Consider the following 26477-nt stretch of genomic DNA (forward strand, 5'->3'; position numbering starts at 1 on the left):
GGCAGTATTAAAAATTGCCGGAATCCCGCCGCCAGGCATCGGCGGTCAATGCTTCACCAAAATGGCTGGCAATTAAGCGTTTGGTCAGATCATGCAGCGGCGCCGCCAACACTTCAGCGGTGCTGCCACGTTCCACTACTTCCCCTTCATGCATCACAATCACTTGGTCACTGATATGCTTCATCATGCCTAAGTGCTGAGTCACATAAATATAAGATATTCCGTGCTTTTCCTGTAACTCCAGCATCAGATTAATAATCTGCGAGCGCATGGACATATCCAGTGAGGCTAGCGCTTCATCGGCAACAATCACTTTGGGTTGCAAAATGAGTGCCCGCGCCAGCGCGATACGCTGCTTCTGGCCTGAAGCCAACATATGAGGATAGTAATTAGCGTGATCAGGTAACAGCCCCACCTGACGTAAAGTCTGATAAATGCGCTGCTCACGGGCGGCTGAGTCTAAATCCGTGTTCAGCTTCAGTGGCGCATCCAGCAGTTGACCAATACGTTGGCGCGGATTCAGTGAGGTGCTAGGGTCTTGGAAAATCATACGGATACGTTGACTACGATAGGCGTAATCACCATAAACCAGACGATGGTCGTCAATGAGCAACTCACCGTCAGTCGGTTCAATCATGCCTGATAGCATCTTCGCCAGTGTGGATTTACCCGAGCCATTCTCACCAATAACCGCCAGTGTTTGTCCCTCACGTAAGGTAAAACTGACGGATTTAACCGCCTCTACATGTTGGCGGCGAAATAACCCGGTGCGATAGCGGAAGGTTTTGCTCAGGTTACGGACTTCGAGCAGCGTCTCGGCCATTATTGCTCCTCCAAATTTAAGGGGAAGTGGCAGGCAAAGGCGTGGTTTTTAACCAATCGCAAGCGCGGCGTTTCAATGCAGGTTTTTTGTGCATACGGGCAACGTGGCCCCAGACGACAGCCGATCGGCAAATGTTCCAGTGATGGAATGGCTCCCGGCAAAGTATTCAAGCGGCTTTTATGTGGCAAAGAACGACCAAAATCGGGCATGGCGCGGATCAAGGCTTGAGTATAGGGATGATGCGGGGCCGCCAGCAGATCTTCACAAACGGCACTTTCCACGGTTTGACCGCAATACAGCACATTAACCCGGGTCGCCCATTTGCTCATCATCTGCAAATCATGGCTAATGAGCAAAATAGTGGTGTTGTTGTTCTGATTCAGCCGCGCCAGCAGGCGGAAAATTTGTGCCTGGGTGGTCGGTTCCATCGCATTGGTCGGTTCATCGGCGATCAGCAGCCGTGGCTGGTTTGCCAGAGCGATAGCAATCATAACTTTTTGGCATTCACCCTCGGTCAGCTCATAAGGGTAACTGCGCATAATATCTTTGTGGTCTTTGATCCCCACCCGGTGCAGCAACTCTATCGCGCGCCGTTGACGCCAATGAAATCGCTGCCACCAGCGGCCTTTATACGTCCAGCCGGGGATGGCTTGCTGTAGTTGTTGGCCAATACTTTCGGAAGGGTCCAGACAAGATTGCGGCTCTTGGAAAATCATCGAAATATTATGGCCGATCACCTTACGCCGCTCACGTGGGGTCAATTGCAGCAGGTCAATATCGTCAAAACGAAAACGGTCTGCGGTGATGCGCCAGTTATCTTTGCTGACTCCGCAGATAGCTTTGGCAATCAAACTCTTACCTGAGCCAGATTCACCCACTAATCCACGGACTTCCCCCTCTGTCAGAGTAATGCTAATGCGGTCAACCGCCTTTACCATGCCCTCAGAGGTCATAAATTCAATAGTGAGGTTACGAATATCAAGTAACGGCATTATTCCACCCCCGCATTAATCGCTCGGCGCATACCATCACCTAACAGGTTTACCAACAACACACTCACTAAAATGGCACCGCCGGGCAGCATCACCGTCCAAGGGGCAACATAGACTAAATCCAGTGAATCACCCAGCATGGCACCCCATTCCGGCGAAGGTAACTGCGCGCCTAAATCGAGAAAGCCCAAGGCGGCGATATCCAAAATGGCCATCGAAAGGGCGCGGGTAAACTCCGTCACTAACACCGAGGCAATATTGGGCAAAATGGCATAGGCCAGAATATGCGGAGTGGAAGCGCCGTCCAGACGGGCCGCAATCACATACTCTTTATCCAACTCATCATGAACAGCGCTATAAATAGTCCGAACCATTCGCGGTAATAATGCTAGCCACACGGCGAACATGGCATGCTCTAAACTCGGGCCGACAAAGGCCACAACAATGATAGCCAGCAGTAATGAAGGAATAGAGAGCAAGGTATCCAGAATATGATTCAGGATCGCGGAGCGGAAACCATGAGTAATACCGGCAAAGACACCGAGCACCACGCCACACAGTGCTGCGGCGACAGTGACGAGCAGCGCGGAGCCATAAGTAGAAGCAGTACCCGCCAATAAGCGGCTTAAAATATCGCGGCCTAAATCGTCAGTGCCAAGGAAGAAAGAGACATTGCCATAGCGAGACCAAGAGGGTGGCAGTAATTGATAACCTAAAAACTGTTGGTCGAGGGCATAGGGGGCCAATGTACTGCCCAGCACACACAGCAACAACAGGCCAACAACCCCGTAGAAACCCACCATCGCCAAGCCATCAGAATAGAACAGCCGCCAGGTATACAGCAACGGGCTGGGCATTTTCTTCTCGCGGTAGACATTATCGAAGGGCATACCATTCCTTATGCTTTAGCGGCGTCATCATTGCGCCCAGAATATCTGACAGGACGTTAATGACGATGACCAACGAACCCACCACCATCACACCGGCAGAGATAGCGGCGTAATCTTGCTGACGAATGGCGTTAATCAGCCAACGGCCCAACCCCGGCCAGTTAAAGACCACTTCGGTTATCATCGCCAGTGTCAGCATGGTTGAGAATTGTAATCCCAATTTCGGGATAATCGGCGGCAGCGCATTATGCAGCACGTGGCGGCGAATAATGGTGAATCTTGATAAGCCACGGGTGGCTGCCGCTTTGATATAATTTTGCCCGATGACATCATCGGTGCTGGTGCGCATCAGGCGGATAACTTCGGTGGTAGGAGCCACCGCCAGTGCGGTGATGGGCAAGATCATATGCTGAAGCGCACTGAGCATCATCTCTTTACGATAAGGTGAGGGGGAGAGCCAGGCATCGACTAATGCCAGCCCGGTGACCGGTTTTACCTGATAGAGCAGATCAAAACGCCCTGATACCGGTAGCCATCCCAAATGCAGCGAAAAGAACAGCATTAATAACAGCGCCAGCCAAAACACGGGAATTGAGAAGCCGATGAGAGCAATAGAACTGATGGCGATATCAGCAAATTTGCCGCGCATCACCCCGGCAATAATGCCCAACGGAATGCCGACAAACAGCGCCAGGGTAAAGGCTAAAACACACAGCTCCATGGTGGCCGGGAAGGCTTCGCGTAGCTGCTCACTGATAGGCTGCCCATTAATGCTGGAAACGCCGAAATCCCACTGCAATAAGCTACTGAAATAGAAACGATAGGCATCCAGCAGCGCTGCGCCATTTAAGGGCGCATGAGGGGTAAAGTAGCTCAAACTAAAACTGACCAGCGACAACATAAACAGAGTTATCATTAGCAGTAATAAGCGCCGTAAGGTGAAGATGATCATGGCTTTTTGCCCTCATCGCTCTCGCGGAACACGCCAGCAAAAGAAGAATTGCCAAACGGACTGAGTACCAAACCTTTAATATCATAGCGGTATGCTTGTAACCGCAAGGATGATGCCAATGGCAGCAGCGGCAACTGTTGCTCCAGAATACGCTGGGCTTGCTGATAATAATCAATACGTGCCGACAATTGCTGGGAACGTAATGCTTTTTGCAGCAGATCATCAAACTCCGGGTCACACCAGTGAGCATAGTTTGTTTGCGAACGAATTGCTGCACAGCTTAATAATGGGCGGAAGAAACTGTCTGGGTCATTACTGTCGGTTGACCAGCCAGATAGCGTCAGGTCGTGACTCATCTCCATCAGCCGCGCCTCTTGGAAACGGCCCTCGACCGGCACAATATTCACGCTAATTCCCACCTGTGCTAAATCCGCCTGAATTAGCTCCGCCGTTTTTAATGGGCTTGGGTTGTAGGATTGCGAGGCGGTAGGTACCCATAAATTGAGTTGCAGTTTAGTGATACCCAGCTCTTTGAGTATTTCCTTGGCTTTTTCCGGATTGTATTCAGTGACTTGAGCTTGGCTATCATAAGCCCATGATGCGCGCGGCAAGATAGATGCTGCCGTCTCGGCGGTGCCGTAATAGATAGATTGCATCAAACGCTGGTTATTAATAGATAAAGCTATGGCCTGCCGCACGCGTTGGTTATTGAGTGGCGGTTTACGGGTATTGAAGGCCAGATAGGCGACATTCATCCCCGGGCGCAGTGTCAGCCGCAAACGTGGGTCATCGCGTAAAATAGATAACTGGCTGGCTGCGGGATAAGCCAGCACGTCACACTCACCGGTCAGTAATTTAGAGAGACGGCCAGTGCCACCGGCACCTAAGTCAATCACCACCTGAGGCATGCGCGGCAAACCTTTCCAATAGGCACTATTGCGGAATAACCGGATATATTGACCAGAGCGATATTCATTCAATAAGAATGGACCGGTACCCACAGGCTCGCGGTCGATCTGCTCCTGTCGCCCCTTTTTAGTTAAGACATCGGCATATTCGGCCGACAGCACCGGCGCATAATGGGTTGCTAAATGCCACAGGAAGGAGGCGTCGGGCGCTTTTAGTTTAAATTCAACCGTATAGTCATCCAGTTTTTTGACACTTTGTACTGCATCGGCAAATTGCAAACTGTCAAAATAGGGATATTCGCCGCCATTGACGTCATGGTAGGGGTGCTGCGGGTCAAACACGCGCTGAAAACTGAACACCACATCATCGGCATTCATCTTCCGCGTGGGAGAGAACCAGTCGGTGGTCTGGAAAGGGACATCTTTGCGTAAATGAAACCGGTAAGTCGCGCCGTTATCCAGCACTTGCCAGCTTTCGGCTAACTCCGGGATTAACCGATAGGTATAAGGGTCGACATCCAGCAGCCGGTCATAAAGCTGAGCAGCCAAGGTATCGACTGTTAATCCGCTGCTGGCCATCTGTGGATTAAAGGTATTGAGTATCCCGCTGACACAATAAACAAAACCACGCTGACGGATATCCGGCAGTGGTTGAGTGGGTTCGGCGGCTGGGGCAGGTTGCGCCAGCGCGGGAGTCGCAAGGCAAGCCAGCGACAGCATCCAAATCAGTAAAGCACGCATATACGCTTTCGCAGTCAGTAAGCAATGTTCTTAGTGTACCGTAATCTGGCACGCCCCCCAATCCATTGAGCAAAACAACTATTCATTGAGCGCAACAAATACGCCATCTGCTGCTTATTACAGCAATTGAGCGAAATAAAAAGCAAATTATTGTTTCCTCAATAGGAAATCATAGCGGCATAACAAGCAGAGAGGGGATTTCGGGTATTCGCTGCACATAATTCCATCAGAATCAGTATGGGAATGAGAAAAATTCTCAACAAAGTGTTTGCAAGTGCTATTGATAACTATTATCATCATTTTGCTCTTCGGGATAAAGCCAGTGATTTTAGGCTTTTGACAGAAAAGCACGACATTGCTCACATTGCTTCCAGTGTTTTTTAAGCCAGCTCGGGTGCTGGCTTTTTTTTTTGCCTGCTATAAAGTTATCCAGCCAATCTTGCCTTTACTGCTGATCATTTTCTCCTGCCAGCATGGCGTGTTTTTTTAGCATGCCGCGTAATTGATGGTATGTCAGACCCAGCAGACTCGCCGCCTTGCGTTGATTAAACCGCGCCTGTTCTAGCGCGTGCTTTAACATCTGTTGTTCACGGCTATGCAGCCACTGTTTAAGATCGATAGGAAGAGTGGGTAACTCTGACGATGAGTCGGTCATCCCATGGGTATCATGATGCGCAATAGCCTCATTTTCAGTACCCAAGCGGCTGGCAAAGGGATTGATAATAATATTCCCCAGTGGTTGGCTGCTGTCGCCGTGACGATATACCGAGCGCTCAACCACATTTTTAAGCTCGCGCACATTACCGGGCCAACGGTATTCCAATAACTCGGCTTGCGCCAAGGGGGTAAATCCAGGGAAAAGAGGCAGACCTAATTCGCGGCACATCTGAATGGCAAAGTGCTCGGCCAGCAACATGATATCTTGCTGGCGCTCGCGCAGGGGCGGCAACTGCACCACATCAAAGGCGAGGCGGTCGAGCAAATCGGCGCGGAATTTACCTGCTGCCGCTAACGCCGGCAAATTATCATTAGTGGCGCACACCAGCCGCACATCCACCTGCAATGGCTGGCTACCCCCCACGCGCTCCAGATGGCCATATTCAATCACACGCAATAACTTCTCCTGCACTAACATCGGCGCGGTTGCCAGTTCATCCAAGAACAGGGTGCCGCCGTCCGCCCGTTCAAAACGGCCCAAATGGCGTTTTTGCGCCCCGGTAAAAGCCCCGGCCTCATGACCAAACAACTCAGAATCGAGTAAGTTTTCATTGAGGGCAGCACAGTTAAGCGAAATAAATGGCCCCTGCCAACGATTGGATAAGTAGTGCAGGCGGTGGGCAATAAGCTCTTTACCGGTCCCTCGTTCGCCAATTACCAATACCGGCTTATTCAGCTTTGCCAGCCCAGAAACTTGCTCCAGCACCTCAACAAACGAGTTTGCTTCGCCTAACAGGTTTTCTAATTGCTCACTCATGGTGAAATTCGCCAATAGTTGGTTAAAATTATTAATCTACATTCTATCCTAAAACAGTCGAAAATTTTTTTTGTTATTTTTCAGTCCATTAACTTTAGTGAAAAGTTGGCACGACTCTTGATTGTAGTTAACCCAAGAAAGAAATGTGTTATTGCCAGACAGTTATCTGCCAAGGCGTCATCAGACGCCACTATTTCAAAGAGCCAATAAGTTAAAAGAGGATGTAAATTATGGGTATTTTTTCTCGTTTCGCCGATATCGTGAACGCCAACATCAATACATTACTGGATAAAGCCGAAGACCCGCAGAAATTGGTACGGCTGATGATTCAGGAAATGGAAGATACGCTGGTTGAGATTCGCTCAACATCGGCCCGCGCATTGGCAGAGAAAAAACAGCTGCTGCGCCGCATTGATCACAGCGAAAGTCAGCAGCAAGAGTGGCAGGATAAAGCCGAGCTGGCCCTGCGCAAAGATAAAGAAGATTTGGCACGTGCGGCACTGATTGAAAAACAGAAAGTGGCGGCATTGATTGACACGCTAACCCGTGAAGTGGCGACAGTGGATGAAACACTGGACCGCATGAAGCATGAAATTACCGAGCTGGAAAGCAAACTGACCGAAACGCGCGCCAGACAGCAGGCATTGACCTTGCGCCATCAGGCTGCGGCATCATCCCGTGATGTTCGCCGTCAACTGGACAGTGGCAAACTTGATGAGGCGATGGCGCGTTTTGAGCAGTTTGAGCGGCGTATTGACCACATGGAAGCCGAGGCTGAAACTGTGGGGATTGGCAAACAAAAATCACTGGAAAGCCAATTTGCCGAGCTGAAAGCGGATGACGAAATCAGCAACCAACTGGCTGCCCTGAAAGCAAAAATGAATTCAGCTGAGTAATGTTACTACCACAGTGCAGGTCGTCAGATGGGATAACGAACGACGACCTGCCATGATAAAACGCGGAAAACCGCTAGCAAAGATGATTAAGGGGAATGAATGAGTATCCTGTTTCTTGCCATACCGCTGACAATTTTTGTGCTGTTTGTAGCACCAATTTGGTTATGGCTGCATTACAGCAATCGCCAACAAAGCGGTGCTCAACTCAGCCATCAGGATATGCAGCGCCTATCACAACTCACTGATGATGCTCGCCGGATGCGCGAACGTATCCAGACATTAGAAGAAATTCTTGATGCACAGCATCCAGATTGGAGGCAGTCATAATGGCTAATGGGCTCAGCAGCAAAAAACTGTACCGGGTACCGGAAGAGGGCATGATCAAAGGAGTCTGTGCGGGTTTGGCGCACTATTTTGATATTCCGGTACGCTTGATCCGGGTGATGGTGGTTTTATCACTATTTTTCGGCCTGTTCGTGTTTACCATTGTGGCCTACATCGTACTGACTTTTATGTTGGAACCGGCTCCCGCCAGCAGTTTCAGCGAACATCGAGAAGCAACGCCAAGGCAGCTTCTCGATCAGCTCGAGTATGAGTTGGGGGCAGGTGAGCAGCGTCTGCGTCAGGTCGAGCGCTATGTCACATCCGAGACCTTCGGGGTGCGCAGCCGTTTTCGTCAGTTGTAATATCACGGGATAAGTCATCCCAATTTCGGCTTGCCGGAGGGTAAGAAGATGAACAAAAACCTCGCCCGCACGCGAGCCGGTGTAGTATTAACGACAATAGCTAAAATTATTTTTACTGTCGCACTGACCTATGGCCCCGCCGGTGCCGCTGGCTTGATAGTAAAAAATGTCAGCCGTAAGCCCCTACGTTGGTTGCTGTTGATGATGCTGGAGCCTATTTTAAAACGGGCGATGGGGGCCGCTGCGGGCCAATTTGCCAAGGAGAAGCATGAAACGACTGCAAAATGAAATTACGTCTTTGGTTAACCGTGGGATGGACCGTCATCTGCGGTTAGCGGTAACCGGCCTGAGCCGCAGCGGGAAAACCGCCTTTATCACTTCGTTAGTGAATCAATTACTTCATGTCCACAGCGGTGCACGTTTGCCGCTGTTTTCTGCTGTCCGCGAGGAGCGGTTGCTCGGCGTAAAACGGGTGCCGCAACGTGACTTGGGTATCCAACGTTTTACTTATGATGAAGGGCTGGCCTCTTTATATGGTACGCCGCCAAACTGGCCAACTCCCACCCGTGGCGTCAGCGAAATTCGTCTGGCGCTGCGTTTTCGCTCTGGTGATTCGTTGCTGCGTCACTTTAAAGAGACTTCGACGCTGTATCTGGAAATTGTCGATTATCCGGGTGAATGGTTGCTAGATTTGCCGATGCTGGAGCAGGACTATTTAAGTTGGTCGCGCCAGATGGCGGGGCTGTTACAAGGTGATCGTGCCAAGTGGGCCGAGCCTTGGCTAGCACTGTGCCAGCAGTGTGACCCACTGGCACCGGCAGACGAAAATCAACTGGCAGCGATTGCACAAGCCTATACCGATTATCTGATTCGTTGCAAAAATGAAGGGCTGCATTTTATTCAGCCAGGGCGATTTGTGTTACCCGGCGATATGGCGGGCGCACCGGCATTACAGTTTTTCCCATGGCCGGATGTCAACAGCTTGGGTGAATCTCGGTTAGCTCAAGCAGATAAACACTCCAATTTGGGGATGTTACGCGCTCGTTTTAACTATTATTGCAACTCGGTGGTGAAAGGTTTCTATAAAGAGCATTTTGTGCGTTTTGACCGGCAAATCGTGCTGGTGGACTGCTTGCAACCCCTGAACAGCGGGCCGCAGGCATTCAATGATATGCGTTTGGCGCTGACACAATTGATGCAGAGTTTCCATTATGGGAAGCGTACTTTATTCCGCCGCCTATTCTCACCATGTATTGATAAGTTGATGTTCGCGGCAACCAAAGCTGACCATGTCACGGCAGATCAACATGCCAATTTGGTTTCTTTGCTCCAGCAACTGGTGCAAGAAGCTTGGCAGAATGCGGCTTTCGAAGGGATTAGCATGGATTGTGTCGGGTTGGCCTCGGTACAAGCAACAGAGAGCGGCATTGTCGAGCATCAAGGGCAGAAAATACCGGCGTTACGGGGCCATCGTCTGAGTGATGGTATGCCGCTGACGGTGTTTCCCGGCGATGTTCCAGCCCGTTTACCGGGCCCGGCTTTTTGGCAGCAGCAAGGCTTCCATTTTGATGAGTTTCGCCCGCAGGCGGTCAATGTGGACAGCCCATTGCCTCATATTCGTCTTGATGCGGTGATGGAATTTTTATTGGGAGATAAATTGCGATGAGCGAGCCGTTAAAACCTCGAATCGATTTTGAACAGCCATTGCAACCACTGGATGAACCGGTATTAAAAGCGGCGCAGGATTTCAGCCAGCAAGCTAGCGAGAATTTCTATCCTGCCACCCCGGAATTAGATGCAGAAAATGAAGAAGGTCGGGTTGAAGGGCTAGTTAATGCGGCACTGAAACCTAAACGTAGTCTGTGGCGTAAAATGGTCACTGCCGGTGTGGCACTATTTGGTGTCAGTGTGATGGCTCAGTCAGTGCAATGGGTCAACCAAGCCTGGCAGCAACAAGATTGGATAGCGCTGGGGGCTACCACTGCCGGGGGGCTGATTGTGTTGGCGGGCGTTGGCTCGGTAGTGACGGAGTGGCGGCGCTTATACCGGCTGCGTCAACGGGCTGAAGAGCGTGATATCGCGCGCGAACTGCTGGTTAGCCACGGGATTGGTCAGGGGCGGGCGTTTTGTGAAAAACTGGCACGTCAGGCTGGGCTGGATCAAGGGCATCCGGCATTACAGCGCTGGCAAGCGTCGCTGCATGAAACCCATAACGATCGTGAAGTCGTTGAACTTTATGCCAAATTGGTACAGCCAGCTCTGGATAATCAGGCGCGGGCCGAAATCAGCCGTTATGCTGCTGAATCCGCATTGATGATAGCCGTTAGCCCATTAGCGCTGGTGGATATGGCCTTTATTGCCTGGCGTAATATCAGGCTAATTAATCGTATTGCGGCTTTGTATGGCATTGAACTGGGATATTTCAGCCGCATTAGGCTGTTCCGCCTGGTGCTGCTGAACATTGCTTTTGCCGGTGCTTCAGAATTGGTGCGTGAAGTGGGTATGGATTGGTTGTCTCAGGATTTGGCTGCGCGTCTATCAGCCCGTGCTGCCCAAGGCATTGGGGCGGGGTTGCTGACGGCCAGACTGGGTATCAAAGCTATGGAACTGTGCCGCCCATTACCTTGGTTGGGGGAGGATAAACCTAAGTTAGGTGATTTCCGCCGCCAGTTGATTAGCCAACTGAAAAACACCTTGCCCAAAAAAGATAAGATTAGTCAGCCGTGACAAGCGTTAACCCTTGGTTTTGAAGACTATTTTAGGCGTGAGTCAAAGGAAAAAGAGAGCGGCTTGACACTGGTCAGGCAAGCTTGAAAGTCTTGGTGGCGAGGGTTAACCAGCAGGTTATTTTCTGATGGCACCAGAGTAGAGGGAACCAGTAATCCAAGTGATGATTCTGACTCCAGCCATTCGGTGCCAATATCCATTGTGGCTACCGGTGCCGGATCACTGCGCCAGTCAGTTGGCCAGTCCTGCGGCTGTAGCAGCATGATATTGCTGTCATCTATCTCAATCTGGAATAGCTCGAACTCACTCAATGTTGAGCTACCCTGAATATGCACTAAGGTTTCCAGCATCGCTAGCGACACACTGCTGGCTAAGTAGATAGCCGCATGTCCCTTGTGGTTCCAGCGACCGCCATAGATTTCTGCCCCGTAGCCAGTCCAGGTTGACGCCAGATAATGGCGCATCACAATGCGGTAGAAAATCATCAGTAACGGCCCGTCTGGCGGTCATTCATGGCAAAATCACCCTGTTAGAATACTTAGCCCTGTACCCGATGCGTAAGCTCGGTCCTTGCTACTATGAAAATACGCCGTGCTCTAGCCGGCCAATTAAATCACAAACTTCCAGTGCACCGGTTTCTGTTTCCAGCAAAGAATCAGGGCTGCGCTGACCCAAGCCTTTGATCGGGGTAGACATCCAGGTGATGGCGCGGTTTTTATCACCACCGAACAAATCAACGGCTGCATCCATTACGCGGACAAAACGCGCAATTCGCTCACTCTCTTCGGGGGTAAAACGACCATCATGAGTGCGTCGGCGGGTGAGGCTGCGGCTGGGAATCCCGGTTGCACGTAATATTTCGGCTTTAGGTATTGATGCCCATAGATGAATACTGTCGATAACATCAACAGAAAAACCCATTTTGATGCTATCTACCAATACAGGACCGCGGCTGGCGGGCAAGCCAATCTCACGCCATAGCGCGCCTGTTTTGGTCGCTGGGGCTGGGTGATATGCTCTCATGTAACCTCCTCGGTCAATTGGCTACCTCTACTATAGCCAGTTGGCCGATACAAAGCAAAGTGTCACTCGCGCTTGACGAAGAGCTTGACGCGATTAAGCATTATATTATTCTGAATTATTAGAATAAAAACTAATATGTCGCTATATAGTTCGGCTATAGGCGCTGATGATATTTCCTTTCTGTGCTTTATCGAGCAAAAAAAACAATAAAAAGCCGATTCCTGTCAACTTTTGCTGACAGACTGCTTCATCAGCACAGGGGGACAGGGTATTATCATGGCAGATATTCCGCACCTGCCATATATAAGGTCGATACTGATGCGCTTGGAAGTTTTTTGCGAAGACCGACTCGGTCTCACCAGAGAGTTACTTGATCTCTTGGTTTTACGCAGCATTGATTTACGGGGGATCGAAATTGATCCGATTGGCCGCATTTACCTGAACTTCTCCCAACTGGACTTCAGTGTATTTAGCGCCTTAATGATGGATATTCGGCGCATTGAAGGTGTCACTGATGTCCGAACCGTCTCTTTCATGCCGTCAGAGCGCGAACACCGTTCGCTGCGGGCATTGCTTGAGTCCATGCCCGAGCCTGTATTTTCTATCGATTTGAAAGGTAATCTTGAGTTAGCCAACCCTGCCGCTCGCGAGTTATTTTCCCTTAATGAAGAGAAAATCCGCCATAAAACGGCCGGTGGTTTGCTGGGTGGGTATAACTTTGCCCGCTGGTTTGAAGAGGGCGAAACCGCGCCTCATACTGAACGGGTGTTGATCAATAATCAGGATTACCTGATGGAAATCACCCCGATTCAGCTTGAAGATGAAAATCAGCAGAGCCAGACCGTGGGGGCCGTGGTGATGTTAAAATCCACCGCGCGCATGGGCAAACAGCTGCAAATTTTATCGGTTAATGACGATACTGAATTTAAACAGATTGTTGCGACCAGCACGAAGATGCGCCAGGTACTTGAACAAGCACGTAAATTGGCCATGCTGGATGCACCTTTACTGCTCGTGGGTGATACCGGCACCGGCAAAGACTTATTAGCGCGCGCCTGCCATCTGCGCAGCCCGCGCGGGAAAATGCCATTCCTCGGCTTAAACTGTGCGTCGATGCCAGATGATGTGGTAGAAAGCGAGCTATTTGGCTATGCCGCGGGAGCTTATCCTAATGCCATTGAGGGCAAAAAGGGCTTCTTTGAGCAGGCTAATGGCGGCTCGGTGCTGCTGGATGAAATCGGCGAAATGTCGCCTCGCATGCAAATCAAATTGTTGCGCTTCCTTAATGACGGGACTTTCCGCCGGGTTGGGGAGGAGCACGAGGTGCATGTCGATGTGCGGGTTATTTGCGCGACACAAAAGAATTTAGTGGAGTTGGTACAGCGTGGTGAATTCCGTGAGGATTTATATTATCGCCTCAATGTATTGACCATCACTTTGCCGCCATTGCGTGAGCGTCAGGCCGACATCATGCCGCTGACGGCGATGTTTGTGGCGCGTTTTTCCGACGAACAAGGCGTGCCGCGGCCTAAATTGGCCCCTGAACTGAGTAGCTTCCTGACGAATTATGGCTGGCCTGGCAATGTGCGGCAGTTGAAAAATGCTATCTACCGCGCCCTGACTCAGTTGGAAGGGTCTGAGTTACGGCCGCAAGATATCATTTTACCGGAGTTCGAAGTTGAAGCTGCGCTTGGGGATGAAGTTCTCGATGGCTCACTTGATGACATCAGCAAACGTTTCGAACGCTCTGTTTTGACTCGCCTTTATCGCAATTATCCTAGTACACGTAAGCTGGCCAAACGGTTGGGGGTTTCTCACACCGCCATTGCGAATAAGCTACGTGAATATGGCTTGAGCAGTAAGCGAGTTACTAGTGATGAAAGTGAAGAAGAGTAAGTTGCTGGCTTACTAGCGATATAGCTAAAGCCACATAACGTTCAGTAAAAAGACAATAGTGTCGGTGGCGATAAAAAAACGGCTGAACCTAATGGGTCAGCCGTTTGCATCATGACTTTAGTTTTAATGAAACCAAAGGCGTGATGGTTACTTCAGTGCCGCCAGAGCAGCATCATAGTTTGGTTCGGTAGTGATTTCGTTAACCAACTCACTGTAGATCACGTTGTCCTGACCATCCAGAACCACGACAGCGCGTGCAGTCAAACCCGCCAATGGGCCTTCAGTAATGGCTACACCGTAAGCTTGTTTGAACTCTGCGCCACGTAAAGTTGACAGCGTAACAACGTTGCTCAGGCCTTCAGCACCGCAAAAACGTGATTGAGCAAATGGCAGGTCAGAGGAGATACAAAGAACGACGGTGTTCTCAAGTTCGCCAGCCAGTTGGTTGAATTTGCGTACAGATGCGGCACAAACACCGGTATCGATACTTGGGAAGATGTTCAGGACTTTACGTTTGCCAACGAAGCTGCTCAATGCAACATCAGATAAATCTTTCGCTACCAAAGTAAAGTCTTTAGCTTTATCGCCCGGTTGTGGCAGTTGACCGGTAACGGTCACTGGATTGCCTTGGAAATGTACTGTCTGTGTCATTATTTGCTCCATTTTACAGATGTGTAACACGAAGTTCAGTTTAAGGTAACAATGGCAGCTTGGATATGAGAAATTTGCCAAATAATTGAGATTTTACTGACGTTAAGTCCTCGCACTTGACGCCAAAGCCTGAATTCTGCCGAGGAACCCTTATGAGAACCATGCGTTGTTATCCTGAGGCCTGGCCTCTTCACTCCGCGTTTGTTATTTCACGCGGAAGCCGTACTGAAGCCAAAGTTGTGGTGGTCGAGATTGAGGAAGAGGGTATCCGTGCATTGGGTGAATGTACGCCATATCCGCATTATGGTGAAAGTGAATCTTCGGTGATGGCTCAGTTGGCGCTGGTGGTAAGTGCGATAGAATATGGTATTTCACGCGAGGAGCTGCAGCAGCTCTTGCCAGCCGGGGCGGCAAGGAATGCGGTAGATTGCGCGTTATGGCAACTGGAGTGCTTACAGAATCAGCAAAGTTTATGGCAGCGGGCCCATATCCCTGCGATCCCTGCAATTTCCATGGCCCAGACTGTCAGCATTGGTACGCCGGAAGCCATGGCATACAGTGCCAGTGCATTAACACGTCTTGGCGCTAAACTATTAAAAATCAAGCTGGATGACCATCTTATTGCTGAACGTTTAGTCGCTATTCGCAGTGCCGCCCCTGAAGTGACCTTAATCGTCGATGCCAATGAAGCTTGGCAGCCAGAGGGCTTAGCGGCTCGTTGCCAGTTATTAGCAGATTTAGGCGTGGCAATGTTAGAGCAACCACTGCCCGCAGGTAAGGACGAATCATTGGAGAATTTTATCCATCCACTGCCTATTTGTGCCGATGAAAGCTGTCATACACGGGTTGACTTAGCCGGTCTGGTTGGTCGCTACGACATGGTTAACATCAAACTGGATAAAAGTGGCGGGTTAACTGAGGCGTTGCTATTAGCCGAGCAGGCAAAATCGATGGGATTTGCCATTATGCTCGGTTGCATGTTGTGTACGTCACGGGCGATCCGTGCCGCATTACCTCTGGCACCCGCCGCTCGTTTTGTCGATCTGGACGGCCCAACCTGGTTGGAACGCGATGTCGATGACGGCTTGCACTTCTCTACGGGGGCTATCGATTTATTGGTTTAATCCGTCAGTGTCAGTAAATCAATCAATGCGGCCAGATAACATTCACTGGCTGCATCGGCTGAAATTGGTGGCAACTCCGCGGTAATACAAGGTAAGTTGCGCTCAGCACACCAACTGCCAAATGAACCCGGCGTGGCGTAGCCAACACTGGTGACCAGTGGCAATTCGAAATTGTCGGCGAGCCATGCTCCCAGCTCTGAACTGTCGGGATCTTCGATACAGGCCAGCGGCTCATGAAATGAGACAACCCAACTGGGGGAGAGTTGGTCAATTAATGTGCACAAAGCTTGAGTTTCCGGTTCTGAACCGGCGTATTCCCCGGTCGATAACACCACGTCGCGTGCATCAGCTACGCTATTCCAGCGATAGACGGTATCTCCGGCCTGCCAATTTTTAGCTGGGAAATTACGATTAAGATCAACGCCATTGGCATTGGCACGTAGCCCCAGTTGGCAGCCGTCAGGATTCACCGCCAAGACTACGTGATGGCGCTGCTGTAGTGGCGAGATGCTGCGCAATGCACAGGAGAGGGCCACAATTGCCGCACTTTCATCACCATGAGTGCCAGCAATAATCAAGCCGGTATCAACTGATGGATTAAGTGCAGGGAAATAAAGCAGTGGTGCTCCCAGTAGGGATGTGCCGTAGTGTTGCCCTGGCGTAACCAGATTTCCCCGTGCTGTGCGGGGGCGAAGTTGGCTCATGATAATCTCTGTTATTTCGCATATATTTATATTACATTCAACATAGCATCTAACATTATTACTTTGAATCAATAAGATAAGATATTTGGTAATAAACTGGGTAATGATTCAAAAAAGATGAAAGTTAAATTTGGCTGGTGATTGTAGCGCTGGGTTGTGGCTGCATTAGATGGCCACTAAATCGAGTATTCGACGGCCGTTATTATGATGTTTAATCTGCTAGTTTATGCTTATTAGACTTTTGCACTTTCGCTGAAATGGAACAACGAAAAGGTTATCAATTATGCGCTATTTCCGTTATGCATTGTGTGCCGCATTAGTTGGCACAGCGCTGGGCGCAGCCAATGCTGCTGATGTCCCTGCAGGCACCGTACTGGCTGAAAAACAAGAAATTGTTCGTCATATTAAAGATGAGCCAGCTTCCCTCGATCCGATGAAAGCGGTCGGGCTAATAGAGGCTCAGGTTGCCAGAGATTTGTTCGAAGGGTTGGTTAATCAAGATGCGCATGGCCAAATAATTCCGGGCGTGGCAGCAAAGTGGCAAACAGCAGATAACCAAACGTATATATTTACCTTACGCAAAGATGCGAAATGGTCCAATGGCGAACCGGTAACGGCGCAAGATTTTGTTTATAGTTGGCGTCGTTTGGTGGACCCTAAAAGTTTATCTCCTTTTGCCTGGTTTGCAGAACTGGCAGGAATGGAAAATGCGCAACAGATTATTGCGGGGAAAATGCCACCGGAGACTCTTGGGGTCAGCGCGGTTGATAAATATACGCTTAAAGTTAAACTCAGCAAGCCGGTGCCTTATTTCCCAAGCCTGACGGCAAACTTCAGTTTATTCCCAGTCCCCTCTGCTGTAATTGAAAAATATGGTAATGACTGGACTAAAGTGGGTAATCTGGTTGGAAATGGTGCATTTAAATTACAAGATAGGGTAGTGAATGAAAAGTTAGTGTTAGTCCCCAATGATCATTATTGGGACCATGCTCATACTGTGCTGACTAAAGTGACGTTTATTCCCATTAATCAGGAAGCCAATGCCACTAAACGTTATCAAGCGGGTGACATTGATATTACAGAATCCTTCCCGAAAAATTTATATCAAAAATTATTAAAAGATATTCCGGGGCAGGTTTATACACCCGATCAATTAGGGACTTATTATTACGCATTCAATACGCAGCGTGCGCCAACAAATGATGTGCGAGTGCGCAAAGCGCTATCTTATGCCATAGATCGTAAAATTATTGCGGAAAAAGTATTAGGCACCGGAGAGAAACCAGCCTATCACTTTACGCCTGACGTTACTGCGGGCTATCACCCTGTGGCGAACTTGTTGCAGCAGCAAGATCAGGAAGAATTAAATGCCCAAGCTAAAGCACTATTACATGCTGCAGGCTATGGCCCTGATAAACCACTAAAATTATCACTGTTGTATAATACCTCTGATAATAATCAGAAATTGGCTATTGCTATTGCCTCCATGTGGAAGAAAATCTTGGGCGTGGATGTCAATATGATTAACCAGGAATGGAAGACATACATTGATAGCCGTAATACCGGGAATTTTGATGTGGTTCGTGCATCATGGGTGGGGGATTACAATGAGCCATCGACATTTCTATCACTGCTGACATCTACTCACAGCGGTAATATTGCCAAATTTAACAGTGCAGATTATGACCGCTTATTGAGTGAAGCGGGTAAACAGACTAACCCTAAAGCATTAAGTGATGACTATAATAAAGCCGAACAAATTATTGCAGAGCAAGTGCCGATAGCACCAATATATCAATTCACTAATGGGCGCTTAATTAAGCCATGGGTAAAAGGCTATCCTATCACTAACCCTGAAGATGTGGCATATAGTCACACTATGTACATCATCAAACATTAATTTTAGCGTAATAAATAAGCCGCTGGTATTAACCGGTGGCTTTTTATATTCAATAGTTAATTAAGGATGTAAAGAATATAAGGTTATTTTATGTTATGCCGCTTAGGTACAATAGCTGAGATGGAAATCATAAACCCAGTCAATGACGCCACGATTAATGGAAAAATAAAAGCATCTGAAGATCTTAATGGATTCTTTATATCAATAATCATCACAAAAAAGAATGAACTGGTCGCAAAAGTTGATGATGAATATAACTCGTTAAGTTTGTATTGCAGATTTTCTAATGCAAATGGTGGCGTCTTTTTTGAAATACAATCCCAAATAATATGTATTAGCATGTAAGAGATACAGATAATACAGTAAAACTTGGTCAACTCATCGGTTGTCTGTGGTGAGTACCAGTGGGGGGTGAGTAGCTCCAATTTAGTTCACCAAAACTTTGCTCAGATAGGCACCAGCTATGAGTACGCCTCCAATTGCTGCAAATGTGAATGCAAGGGAAGCCGTAACCGTTAATGCAGGGACTAAAAATGATAAGCCCCCAGTTAGTGCAAACCCTGCTCCCGCGCCACCAATTAATGCTTTCATTAACGTAATGAAGCTGATTTCCATAATCAATATTCCTTGAATATACAACGTGGTAACTAGTGAAAATTGTACCTCAAAGCCTGAGCGGCGCCTGCTGACTTTATCCTTATGTATCCTTAACTATATCGGTTTAATGGCAATATTTTCATGCCACGTATCTTGATGAATATATTAGGCTCAGCTGTTATCGATGATAATTCTTGCCGAATAGTCGCTATTTTACTCGGGATAGCGGCTATCCGCGACATCGGCTTTAAAGATCAGGTTGCTAGCGCTACACTGAGCTAATTGCATGATAAATGCCGAAATAGAGGATGTTGTCGTGGATGTAGTCGAAGGGAAAGCACTGCAAGTCTCGGATGCAGTTTATGCCTATCAGCTCGATGGTAAAGGGGGAGTGACATCCATCAGCACTGATGCTGTCGCCACTGCGCAGCAACCTTGCTGGTTGCATCTGGATTACACCTACCCGGAAAGTGCCGCTTGGCTGCAAAATACCCCATTATTGCCAGAGGTAGTTCGTGATGGGCTGGCTGGCGAGAGTGTCCGCCCTAAGGTCACTCGCTTGGGCGATGGCACCATGATAACTCTGCGAGGTATTAATTTTAATAATGATGCCCGTCCAGATCAGTTAGTCACTATCCGGGTTTATATGACAGACAAGTTAATCGTCTCGACCCGGCACCGCAAAGTTTACTCCATCGATGATGTACTCAATGACTTACAAAGTGGCACTGGCCCGATAGACAGTGGCAATTGGCTGGTGGAAATTGTTGATGGTCTGACGGACCATACCAGTGAGTTTATCGAGGATCTGCATGACAAAATTATCGATCTTGAAGATGATTTGCTGGAACAAAAAATTCCGCAGCGCGGGCAGATGGCGCTGCTCCGTAAGCAGTTGATTGTGTTGCGCCGCTATATGGCACCTCAGCGTGATGTTTTCTCCCGGCTGGCCAGTGAGCGCTTGCCGTGGATGAGTGATGATGATCGCCGCCGGATGCAGGAAATTTCTGAGCGTTTAGGGCGTGGTTTAGAGGATTTAGACTCTAGCATTGCGCGCACGGCAGTGTTGTCCGACGAAATTAGCTCGTTAATGGCGGATGCTATGAACCGGCGAACCTATACCATGTCACTATTGGCCATGGTATTTTTGCCGACTACCTTTTTGACTGGGCTATTTGGCGTCAACCTTGGCGGCATTCCCGGCAATACCTACTCTTTTGGTTTCGCCACATTCTGCATGATGTTAGTGGTTTTGGTAGTGGTTGTTGCCTGGTGGTTAAAGCGCAGTAAATGGCTCTAATGGGTGCTAGACAGGTGAGTAAAAGAGTATGCCATAGCGGGGGTTAATCACTGCAAAATTGAGCCATATCAAGATTCAGCGGTTATGACTCAGGCATTATCACTTTGCAGGTGAATGCAACGTCAAGCGATGGGCGTTGCGCTCCATATTTGTAATACTTTTATTTTGAATTACTGCATAGCACATAATTGTTACGATGCCGATGTTGTCTCAACATCGGCATTTTTTTATGCTTTTTTTGGGCAAAACAGCAGTTAAAACAAACAAGAGAACTCGCCTCTGAACCATGGAGGGAACGAGGCGATAGCTATCCGCGCTTTATTTGATTTCTAGCACATCAAGACGAATCAGAGGCTGTTTTTCACTCTCTTCATCATCTTCGGGCTGCCAACCAACAGGTTGTAGGGGTAATTCTTCGCGATCAAAAGCCAAATCACCGCCATCCACCACTTCGCTATTATGAGTAATGCTTTTAAAATCAAACAGCTTATGGTCATTTAAGTGCGACGGTACCACATTTTGCATGGCGCTAAACATGGTTTCAATGCGCCCGGGATACTGCTTATCCCAGTCACGCAGCATGTCTTTGATTACCTGACGTTGCAGGTTAGGTTGCGAGCCGCATAAGTTACAAGGAATAATCGGATACTCTCTGGCAACAGCGAAACGTTCAATATCTTTTTCACGACAGTAGGCCAGTGGGCGAATGACCACATGCTTGCCATCATCGCTCATCAGCTTGGGCGGCATGCCTTTTAATTTTCCACCATAGAACATGTTCAGGAACAGGGTCTGCAAAATATCATCGCGGTGATGACCAAGGGCTATCTTGGTTGCCCCCAGTTCACTGGCGGTGCGGTATAAAATGCCACGACGCAGGCGCGAACACAGTGAGCAGGTGGTTTTCCCTTCCGGAATAATCTCTTTGACGATCCCGTAGGTGTTCTCTTCAACAATCTTATATTCCACACCTTGCTTGTCCAGGTAAGCTGGCAGGATATCTTCAGGGAACCCCGGCTGCTTCTGGTCCAAATTGACCGCAATCAGAGTGAAATTAATTGGGGCACTTTTTTGCAGACTCTGCAAAATATCCAGCATGGTATAGCTGTCTTTACCACCAGAGAGGCAAACCATCACGCGGTCACCTTCTTCAATCATATTAAAATCAGCAATCGCCTGACCGACATTGCGGCGCAGGCGCTTGTGCAATTTATTCAAATTGTATTGTTCTTTTTGATTAACCACTTGTTTCTCTTGCATTTATTCTTGACTCATATCCAGTTGGGGCATAATGGTGCACTGTCGCTATGGCACAAGTTTATCATTCAATAAGCGTATATATTAGTATTTTAATTTATGAGTCAGTCTTTTTTAGCGAAGGGCTGAAGAGTCGCTTATACAAAAATATTTGAATTTATGACTGTTTTAATAATGTCCCCATCGTCAACATCGACAAAGTCAGCAACAATAATGCCCATTGTTTGTTTCTCGCGGTATTGCTTGCACAGCCAGACGTTCATGCCATCAATTAAATGATGACCGGCAGCGCCGGTATACGGCATTAATAACCCTGACACACTGATAAAATTAATAAACAAATCCTGAGGACGTTTATTTTTTGCTTCTGAGAGTAAAGCGGCTACAAATTTCCTTTTAAAATTTATATTTAATGCGTTATAGCCAGCATAATGATCTTGGACATGGATATTGAAACCGTTATTTTTAATTTTAAAGGTGGTGTCGTCTTTCCACGGATTCGCGTTAATGCCAATGTCGCCACCAGAATAACGCCGTAGCAGAACTATTTTCCCTCTGACTTCGTTAAGCCTAGGTATTTTATTCTGTAAATAAAATAGATTACTATATTGTTTAACATAGCGTTTCTGCATGACTTCATGAAACTGTGCAATGCTATTTTCTGTTGTATGCTCTTGTTTAACCGATAAAATAATGAACTCAGTAGGGTGGCGAATTAAAAAATCAACACAGGTTTTAAGCATGTCGCCAAATTGTTGTTTTAGAAAGACCGCCCCATGATGCATAGTGAATACATCCTCAATAAGACGGCATCTGGCATCCAAAAACCTCACGCCGTTATCAAGCTGCTCTTTAATGTTCCATGACTGAGTTTGAGTAAAACCAGCACCAGAAACATTTATATTAAATGATGCCGAATCATGCGTCCCAGGTATGGATATTTGGCTTAATAACATTGAATCGCTAAGATGAGACATCCAGGTCTGCATAAAGTATTCCTTATCATTGAAAGGGTATTTTAAATAATATTAAGTAGTGTCATCAGTTTGATATGCATATAAAAATAATACGTTAAATTTTTAACTGATGCTAAGTTAGCATTTTATTTAACACGGCGAAATTTCAACTTTAAAATGAAGAGGAATAAAAATAGTCACAATATAAAAAGCCAGTCAGTAAAAACCGACTGGCTTGTGAGGATCACGCACGAATCTATTACTCTGTTGGCGCTTTATCCGCCTTACCTGCCAACAAACTTAAGAAGTCATAGCGTTTTTTCAGGTCTTTTTCCGCTGCGGCGTACAGTTGCGCCGCCACTTCTGGCTCTTGGGTATTGAGCCGGCGGAAGCGCTGCTCATTCAACAGTGTGGTGGTCAGGTCGCTGTTGGGTGGGCGGGAGTCCAGCGCTAGCGCCACTTTACCTTCATCGGCGCGACGCGGATCGAAGCGATACAGTGGCCAGAAGCCAGTGGCGGTTAATTGCTTCATTTGATCATGGCTATAGGCAAGATCATAACCGTGCTCTTCACACGGACTGTAAGCAATGATCAGGGACGGGCCTGGATAAGCTTCAGCCTCTTGAATGGCTTTCACCGTCTGATTGAGCTGGGCACCTAATGAAATCTGCGCTACATAGACATGGCCATACATCATCATGCTGACACCTAAATCTTTGCGTGCCTTACGTTTACCGTGTTCGCCAAATTTGGTTACCGCACCTAAAGGTGTTGCTTTGGATTGCTGCCCACCGGTGTTGGAGTAACACTGGGTATCCAGCACCAGCACATTGACGTTTTCGGTCAAGCTGAGGACATGGTCAAGGCCTCCAAAGCCGATGTCATAGGCCCAGCCATCACCACCAATCAGCCAAATAGATTTATCCACCAAATAGTCGGCATCAGTAGCTAATTGCTGAGCATCATTGCCCGGGATTTCCCGCAAAATCTGGCGCAGTTGCGTGACTTGCTCACGGCGAACTTCAGGTGTTGCCTGTTGCTCAAGCAGTTGGCTGACCAGTTCTGACGGCAGTTGCGGCGCCAGTTGAGTGATTAAACGAATAACACGCTGGCGATGTTGATCGACAGTTAGGCGGAAGCCCAAACCGAACTCGGCGTTATCCTCGAACAGTGAGTTTGCCCAAGCCGGGCCACGCCCCTCTGCATTGGTGGTGTAAGGCGTGGTTGGCAGGTTGCCACCATAGATTGACGAGCAACCGGTGGCATTCGCAATTAACAGACGGTCGCCATACAACTGGGTCAACAATTTAATATATGGCGTTTCACCACAACCAGAACAAGCGCCAGAGTATTCAAACAGCGGTGATATCAGCTGAGAGGTGCGAATATCAATCCGTTCCATCTGAGTTTTATCGATTTCCGGCAATTTGAGGAAGAAATCATAGTGGGCTTTTTCTGCCACCAGATGTTCCAGCCGCGGCCTCATATTAATGGCTCTAATTTCTGGTTTTTGGCGATCTTTCGCCGGGCAGACCTCATAACACAGGTTACAGCCGGTGCAGTCCTCTGGTGCTACTTGCAAAACATATTTCTGCCCGCGCATATCGCGTGCTTTTACATCCAGCGACTGCAAACTATCGGGCGCGCCAGCCATGGCTTGTGGTGGCACCACTTTGGCGCGAATGGCTGAATGAGGGCAGGCGGCAACACAATGGTTGCATTGGGTACAGAGGTCAGGCTGCCAGATAGGAATGTCTTCAGCAATATTGCGTTTTTCCCACTGAGTTGTGCCCACCGGCCAAGTGCCATCCGGTGGGAAGGCGGAGACGGGTAATGCATCCCCTAAACCCGCCAGCATGGTTGCGGTCACGGTTTTAACAAAGTCCGGTGCCTGGTCGGAGACGATCGGCGGGCGCATCGGGCTGTTTTCATCAATCGGTTGCAGCGGGATCTCCACCAACGCATCAAGGGTAGCATCCAGTGCTTGCCAGTTGCGGGTGACAATTTCTGGCCCTTTATTGCTGTAACTGCGGTCAATCGCTGCCCGTAATTGCTCCAGCGCCATTGCCGTGGGCAATATTTGTGTCAGATGAAAGAACGCCATCTGCATGACGGTATTGATGCGAGCGCCTAGCTTGCACTCGCGCGCAATTTTCGCGGCATTAATGACAAACAGACGGGCATTACGCTGGTGCAATACGGCTTGGACTTCTTGGGGCAAACGTTGCCACATTTCGTCGGCGCTGAAAGGGGTATTAATCAGGAAGATACCGCCGGGTTTTAGCCGCTCGGCCATTTGGTAAGTATCAATAAACTGTAATTGATGGCAGCCGACAAAATCGGCCTGGCTGACCAGATAGGCTGAATTAATCGGTGTTTCACTGACGCGCAAGTGTGAGACCGTCAAACCACCGGCCTTTTTGGAGTCATAAACAAAGTAACCCTGCGCATACAGCGCGGTACTGTTACCGATAGTCTTAATGTTATTTTTGGTCGCGGAAACCGAACCGTCACTGCCAAGGCCGTAGAACAAGGCCTCGAGGGTGGCGCGCTGCTCGATTTTTTCATCCGTTAGCGGCAATGAAAGACCGGTGACATCATCAAAAATACCCACGGTAAAGCGCGGGCGCGGCAAGTCTAATGACAATTCGTTGAATACCGCCAGTACGCAATCCGGGCCAAATTCTTTAGAAGACAAACCATAGCGGCCACCAATCACTTTCGGTAAGGTTGCTCGCTCGCCACGGCTATAGGCTTCGGCCAATGCAGTCATCACATCCAGATAGAGGGGTTCCGCCAATGCGCCGGGCTCTTTGGTGCGATCCAATACTGCAATTTTACTCACCGATGGCGGCAAAACACGCAATAAATGTTCTGCGGAGAAGGGGCGGAATAACCGTACTTTCAGCACACCGACTTTCTCACCACGAGTCAGCAAAGTGTCAATAACCTCTTCGCAGGTGCCAATCGCTGATCCCATTAAGATAATGACGCGCTCAGCTTGTGGGTGGCCATAGTATTCAAATGGTTTATATTCACGCCCGGTGGCGGCGGCAAATGCTTGCATGGCATCAGCAACATGCTGATAGGTATTGTTGTACCAAGGATTTGTCGCTTCACGAGACTGGAAATAGGTATCAGGGTTGGCTGAGGTGCCGCGCACCACCGGATGATCTGGCGACAAAGCACGGCTACGATGGTCATCAATCCCTTTTTGCGGCAGTAACTGACGCAATGTATCGTCGCTAAGCGGCACGATTTTATTAATTTCATGTGAGGTGCGAAAACCATCAAAGAAATGAATAAATGGAATGCGGCTATTGAGGGTCGCCACCTGTGAAATCAGGGCGAAATCTTGCGCTTCCTGCACACTGCTGGCACATAACAGGGCACAACCGGTCTGGCGTACAGCCATCACATCGGAGTGGTCGCCAAATATAGACAGTGCGTGAGTGGCAATGGTTCGAGCCGCCACATGGAGGACAAAAGGTGTCAGTTCGCCCGCCAATTTATACAGCGTGGGGATCATCAACAATAAGCCCTGCGAAGAGGTAAATGAGGTTGATAGCGCCCCAGTTTGCAAGGCACCATGCACGGTGGCGATGGCTCCGCCTTCCGACTGCATTTCAACCACGCGGGGAACATCGCCCCAAATATTGACTTTACCGTCACCAGACCAGGCATCTGCTTGTTCAGCCATGGTAGAGCTTGGCGTAATGGGGTAGATAGCGATAACTTCACTGGCACGATAGGCCACAGAAGCTACTGCACTGTTACCGTCAGTCGTAATCATTAATTTATACCTTCACATTGCTTGTCATGCAGCGAATCAGCCTTTCTGCATATTGAAATTTATTGGGTCTATTTGGCTATTTGAACTAATAGAGAAATTCTAGCAGAGAGTATTTTTGCCAGTTATCGCATTTGTGTGGCGATGTTTATGCTGGAATAAGGAATTCGCTGGGGATAGGCTATATCGT

Annotated in this window: 25 protein-coding genes; 11 read left to right on the plus strand and 14 right to left on the minus strand. The window is 48.6% G+C overall.

All coding sequences use genetic code 11. The features are described 5' to 3' along the window. Nucleotides 1-7: 7 nt before the first annotated feature. The 6 genes from sapF to pspF form a co-directional block, all read right to left on the minus strand. The gene (gene sapF / locus FTA96_RS10180; RefSeq protein WP_032910189.1) at nt 8-823 is read right to left on the minus strand and encodes a putrescine export ABC transporter ATP-binding protein SapF; all 816 of its coding nucleotides are present in this window, start codon (nt 821-823) and stop codon (nt 8-10) included. Beyond that, entirely contained in the window at nt 823-1815 is a 993-nt protein-coding gene (sapD, locus tag FTA96_RS10185) for a putrescine export ABC transporter ATP-binding protein SapD (protein ID WP_145573733.1), read from the minus strand. The genes sapF and sapD overlap by 1 nt, the downstream gene beginning before the upstream one ends. After that, complete coding sequence (gene sapC / locus FTA96_RS10190) at nt 1815-2705, minus strand: putrescine export ABC transporter permease SapC (protein WP_050107124.1); 891 nt, start codon at nt 2703-2705, stop codon at nt 1815-1817. Before sapC ends, sapD begins: the two co-directional genes overlap by 1 nt. Next, nucleotides 2692-3657: a putrescine export ABC transporter permease SapB gene (gene sapB, locus FTA96_RS10195; protein ID WP_050107123.1), complete on the minus strand. Its 966-nt coding sequence runs from the start codon at nt 3655-3657 to the stop codon at nt 2692-2694. Before sapB ends, sapC begins: the two co-directional genes overlap by 14 nt. Next, nucleotides 3654-5306, minus strand: a complete 1653-nt coding sequence (gene sapA, locus FTA96_RS10200; RefSeq protein ID WP_050107122.1) for an ABC transporter substrate-binding protein SapA — start codon at nt 5304-5306, stop codon at nt 3654-3656. Before sapA ends, sapB begins: the two co-directional genes overlap by 4 nt. Nucleotides 5307-5751: 445 nt before the next feature. Beyond that, entirely contained in the window at nt 5752-6780 is a 1029-nt protein-coding gene (pspF, locus tag FTA96_RS10210) for a phage shock protein operon transcriptional activator (RefSeq protein WP_145573736.1), read from the minus strand. Nucleotides 6781-7010: 230 nt separating this feature from the next. Between pspF and pspA the strand changes: the two genes are divergently transcribed. The 6 genes from pspA to FTA96_RS10240 all read left to right on the plus strand — a co-directional run bounded on the left by pspA (nt 7011) and on the right by FTA96_RS10240 (nt 11089). Continuing rightward, a complete protein-coding gene (gene pspA, locus FTA96_RS10215; RefSeq protein ID WP_050107120.1) occupies nt 7011-7676 on the plus strand; it encodes a phage shock protein PspA in 666 nt (221 codons plus the stop codon). Nucleotides 7677-7775: 99 nt separating this feature from the next. Then, the gene (gene pspB / locus FTA96_RS10220) at nt 7776-8003 is read left to right on the plus strand and encodes an envelope stress response membrane protein PspB (protein ID WP_032910193.1); all 228 of its coding nucleotides are present in this window, start codon (nt 7776-7778) and stop codon (nt 8001-8003) included. Further along, nucleotides 8003-8362, plus strand: coding sequence for an envelope stress response membrane protein PspC (gene pspC, locus FTA96_RS10225; protein ID WP_050107119.1), 360 nt, complete (start codon nt 8003-8005; stop codon nt 8360-8362). The genes pspB and pspC overlap by 1 nt, the downstream gene beginning before the upstream one ends. Nucleotides 8363-8410: 48 nt before the next feature. Continuing rightward, on the plus strand, nt 8411-8650 hold the full coding sequence (gene pspD / locus FTA96_RS10230) for a phage shock protein PspD (protein ID WP_050121287.1): 240 nt from the start codon (nt 8411-8413) through the stop codon (nt 8648-8650). Continuing rightward, the gene (locus tag FTA96_RS10235) at nt 8631-10028 is read left to right on the plus strand and encodes a YcjX family GTP-binding protein (RefSeq protein ID WP_050121288.1); all 1398 of its coding nucleotides are present in this window, start codon (nt 8631-8633) and stop codon (nt 10026-10028) included. Before pspD ends, FTA96_RS10235 begins: the two co-directional genes overlap by 20 nt. Beyond that, nucleotides 10025-11089, plus strand: a complete 1065-nt coding sequence (locus FTA96_RS10240) for a YcjF family protein (protein ID WP_050121289.1) — start codon at nt 10025-10027, stop codon at nt 11087-11089. The genes FTA96_RS10235 and FTA96_RS10240 overlap by 4 nt, the downstream gene beginning before the upstream one ends. 26 nt (nt 11090-11115) lie before the next feature. Here the strand turns inward: FTA96_RS10240 and FTA96_RS10245 are convergent, their stop codons facing one another. Next, nucleotides 11116-11574, minus strand: coding sequence for an RES family NAD+ phosphorylase (locus FTA96_RS10245; RefSeq protein ID WP_145573738.1), 459 nt, complete (start codon nt 11572-11574; stop codon nt 11116-11118). Between the two features lie 91 nt (nt 11575-11665). After that, nucleotides 11666-12112 (minus strand): type II toxin-antitoxin system antitoxin Xre, encoded by a 447-nt coding sequence (xre, locus tag FTA96_RS10250; protein ID WP_050107114.1) that lies wholly within the window; start codon nt 12110-12112, stop codon nt 11666-11668. Between the two features lie 318 nt (nt 12113-12430). On the opposite strand from xre, the gene tyrR reads away from it, so the two are divergent. Continuing rightward, nucleotides 12431-14008 carry a transcriptional regulator TyrR gene (gene tyrR / locus FTA96_RS10255; RefSeq protein ID WP_050107113.1) on the plus strand — a complete coding sequence of 526 codons (1578 nt, stop codon included), beginning with the start codon at nt 12431-12433 and terminating at the stop codon, nt 14006-14008. 147 nt (nt 14009-14155) lie between these two features. Here the strand turns inward: tyrR and tpx are convergent, their stop codons facing one another. Then, on the minus strand, nt 14156-14659 hold the full coding sequence (gene tpx, locus FTA96_RS10260) for a thiol peroxidase (protein WP_050134508.1): 504 nt from the start codon (nt 14657-14659) through the stop codon (nt 14156-14158). Nucleotides 14660-14811: 152 nt separating this feature from the next. On the opposite strand from tpx, the gene ycjG reads away from it, so the two are divergent. Then, nucleotides 14812-15783: an L-Ala-D/L-Glu epimerase gene (gene ycjG / locus FTA96_RS10265; RefSeq protein WP_145573740.1), complete on the plus strand. Its 972-nt coding sequence runs from the start codon at nt 14812-14814 to the stop codon at nt 15781-15783. Here ycjG and mpaA read toward each other — a convergent pair. Continuing rightward, the gene (gene mpaA, locus FTA96_RS10270; RefSeq protein ID WP_050121294.1) at nt 15780-16487 is read right to left on the minus strand and encodes a murein tripeptide amidase MpaA; all 708 of its coding nucleotides are present in this window, start codon (nt 16485-16487) and stop codon (nt 15780-15782) included. The genes ycjG and mpaA overlap by 4 nt on opposite strands. Nucleotides 16488-16770: 283 nt before the next feature. Between mpaA and FTA96_RS10275 the strand changes: the two genes are divergently transcribed. Continuing rightward, a complete protein-coding gene (locus FTA96_RS10275) occupies nt 16771-18387 on the plus strand; it encodes a peptide ABC transporter substrate-binding protein (RefSeq protein WP_145573742.1) in 1617 nt (538 codons plus the stop codon). A gap of 426 nt (nt 18388-18813) precedes the next feature. Here FTA96_RS10275 and FTA96_RS10285 read toward each other — a convergent pair whose 3' ends face one another. After that, entirely contained in the window at nt 18814-19002 is a 189-nt protein-coding gene (locus FTA96_RS10285; RefSeq protein WP_004706656.1) for a hypothetical protein, read from the minus strand. Nucleotides 19003-19125: 123 nt separating this feature from the next. Here FTA96_RS10285 and FTA96_RS23265 point away from each other — a divergent pair, with 123 nt between their 5' ends. Continuing rightward, nucleotides 19126-19266 (plus strand): hypothetical protein, encoded by a 141-nt coding sequence (locus FTA96_RS23265; protein WP_155413425.1) that lies wholly within the window; start codon nt 19126-19128, stop codon nt 19264-19266. Nucleotides 19267-19300: 34 nt separating this feature from the next. Beyond that, a complete protein-coding gene (gene zntB, locus FTA96_RS10290; protein WP_050107197.1) occupies nt 19301-20284 on the plus strand; it encodes a zinc transporter ZntB in 984 nt (327 codons plus the stop codon). A 318-nt stretch (nt 20285-20602) separates the two neighbouring features. On the opposite strand, the gene ttcA is transcribed toward zntB, so the two are convergent. The 3 genes from ttcA to nifJ form a co-directional block, all read right to left on the minus strand. Further along, complete coding sequence (gene ttcA, locus FTA96_RS10295) at nt 20603-21544, minus strand: tRNA 2-thiocytidine(32) synthetase TtcA (RefSeq protein ID WP_050107109.1); 942 nt, start codon at nt 21542-21544, stop codon at nt 20603-20605. 134 nt (nt 21545-21678) lie between these two features. Beyond that, nucleotides 21679-22530 (minus strand): phosphatidylinositol-specific phospholipase C, encoded by an 852-nt coding sequence (locus FTA96_RS10300; RefSeq protein WP_235897473.1) that lies wholly within the window; start codon nt 22528-22530, stop codon nt 21679-21681. Between the two features lie 226 nt (nt 22531-22756). Further along, nucleotides 22757-26290 carry a pyruvate:ferredoxin (flavodoxin) oxidoreductase gene (nifJ, locus tag FTA96_RS10305; protein WP_145573744.1) on the minus strand — a complete coding sequence of 1178 codons (3534 nt, stop codon included), beginning with the start codon at nt 26288-26290 and terminating at the stop codon, nt 22757-22759. Between the last annotated feature and the right edge of the window lie 187 nt (nt 26291-26477).

Source organism: Yersinia alsatica (assembly GCF_902170305.1).
Classification (GTDB): Bacteria; Pseudomonadota; Gammaproteobacteria; order Enterobacterales; family Enterobacteriaceae; genus Yersinia; species Yersinia alsatica.

Excerpts from the sequence above, each read along its gene's own strand:
- sapF (WP_032910189.1), bottom strand. The coding sequence starts at position 823 with ATGGCCGAGACGCTGCTCGAAGTCCGTAACCTGAGCAAAACCTTCCGC.
- sapD (WP_145573733.1), bottom strand. The coding sequence starts at position 1,815 with ATGCCGTTACTTGATATTCGTAACCTCACTATTGAATTTATGACCTCT.
- sapC (WP_050107124.1), bottom strand. The coding sequence starts at position 2,705 with ATGCCCTTCGATAATGTCTACCGCGAGAAGAAAATGCCCAGCCCGTTG.
- sapB (WP_050107123.1), bottom strand. The coding sequence starts at position 3,657 with ATGATCATCTTCACCTTACGGCGCTTATTACTGCTAATGATAACTCTG.
- sapA (WP_050107122.1), bottom strand. The coding sequence starts at position 5,306 with ATGCGTGCTTTACTGATTTGGATGCTGTCGCTGGCTTGCCTTGCGACT.
- pspF (WP_145573736.1), bottom strand. The coding sequence starts at position 6,780 with ATGAGTGAGCAATTAGAAAACCTGTTAGGCGAAGCAAACTCGTTTGTT.
- pspA (WP_050107120.1), top strand. The coding sequence starts at position 7,011 with ATGGGTATTTTTTCTCGTTTCGCCGATATCGTGAACGCCAACATCAAT.
- pspB (WP_032910193.1), top strand. The coding sequence starts at position 7,776 with ATGAGTATCCTGTTTCTTGCCATACCGCTGACAATTTTTGTGCTGTTT.
- pspC (WP_050107119.1), top strand. The coding sequence starts at position 8,003 with ATGGCTAATGGGCTCAGCAGCAAAAAACTGTACCGGGTACCGGAAGAG.
- pspD (WP_050121287.1), top strand. The coding sequence starts at position 8,411 with ATGAACAAAAACCTCGCCCGCACGCGAGCCGGTGTAGTATTAACGACA.
- FTA96_RS10235 (WP_050121288.1), top strand. The coding sequence starts at position 8,631 with ATGAAACGACTGCAAAATGAAATTACGTCTTTGGTTAACCGTGGGATG.
- FTA96_RS10240 (WP_050121289.1), top strand. The coding sequence starts at position 10,025 with ATGAGCGAGCCGTTAAAACCTCGAATCGATTTTGAACAGCCATTGCAA.
- FTA96_RS10245 (WP_145573738.1), bottom strand. The coding sequence starts at position 11,574 with ATGATTTTCTACCGCATTGTGATGCGCCATTATCTGGCGTCAACCTGG.
- xre (WP_050107114.1), bottom strand. The coding sequence starts at position 12,112 with ATGAGAGCATATCACCCAGCCCCAGCGACCAAAACAGGCGCGCTATGG.
- tyrR (WP_050107113.1), top strand. The coding sequence starts at position 12,431 with ATGCGCTTGGAAGTTTTTTGCGAAGACCGACTCGGTCTCACCAGAGAG.
- tpx (WP_050134508.1), bottom strand. The coding sequence starts at position 14,659 with ATGACACAGACAGTACATTTCCAAGGCAATCCAGTGACCGTTACCGGT.
- ycjG (WP_145573740.1), top strand. The coding sequence starts at position 14,812 with ATGAGAACCATGCGTTGTTATCCTGAGGCCTGGCCTCTTCACTCCGCG.
- mpaA (WP_050121294.1), bottom strand. The coding sequence starts at position 16,487 with ATGAGCCAACTTCGCCCCCGCACAGCACGGGGAAATCTGGTTACGCCA.
- FTA96_RS10275 (WP_145573742.1), top strand. The coding sequence starts at position 16,771 with ATGCGCTATTTCCGTTATGCATTGTGTGCCGCATTAGTTGGCACAGCG.
- FTA96_RS10285 (WP_004706656.1), bottom strand. The coding sequence starts at position 19,002 with ATGGAAATCAGCTTCATTACGTTAATGAAAGCATTAATTGGTGGCGCG.
- FTA96_RS23265 (WP_155413425.1), top strand. The coding sequence starts at position 19,126 with ATGCCACGTATCTTGATGAATATATTAGGCTCAGCTGTTATCGATGAT.
- ttcA (WP_050107109.1), bottom strand. The coding sequence starts at position 21,544 with ATGCAAGAGAAACAAGTGGTTAATCAAAAAGAACAATACAATTTGAAT.
- FTA96_RS10300 (WP_235897473.1), bottom strand. The coding sequence starts at position 22,530 with ATGCAGACCTGGATGTCTCATCTTAGCGATTCAATGTTATTAAGCCAA.
- nifJ (WP_145573744.1), bottom strand. The coding sequence starts at position 26,290 with ATGATTACGACTGACGGTAACAGTGCAGTAGCTTCTGTGGCCTATCGT.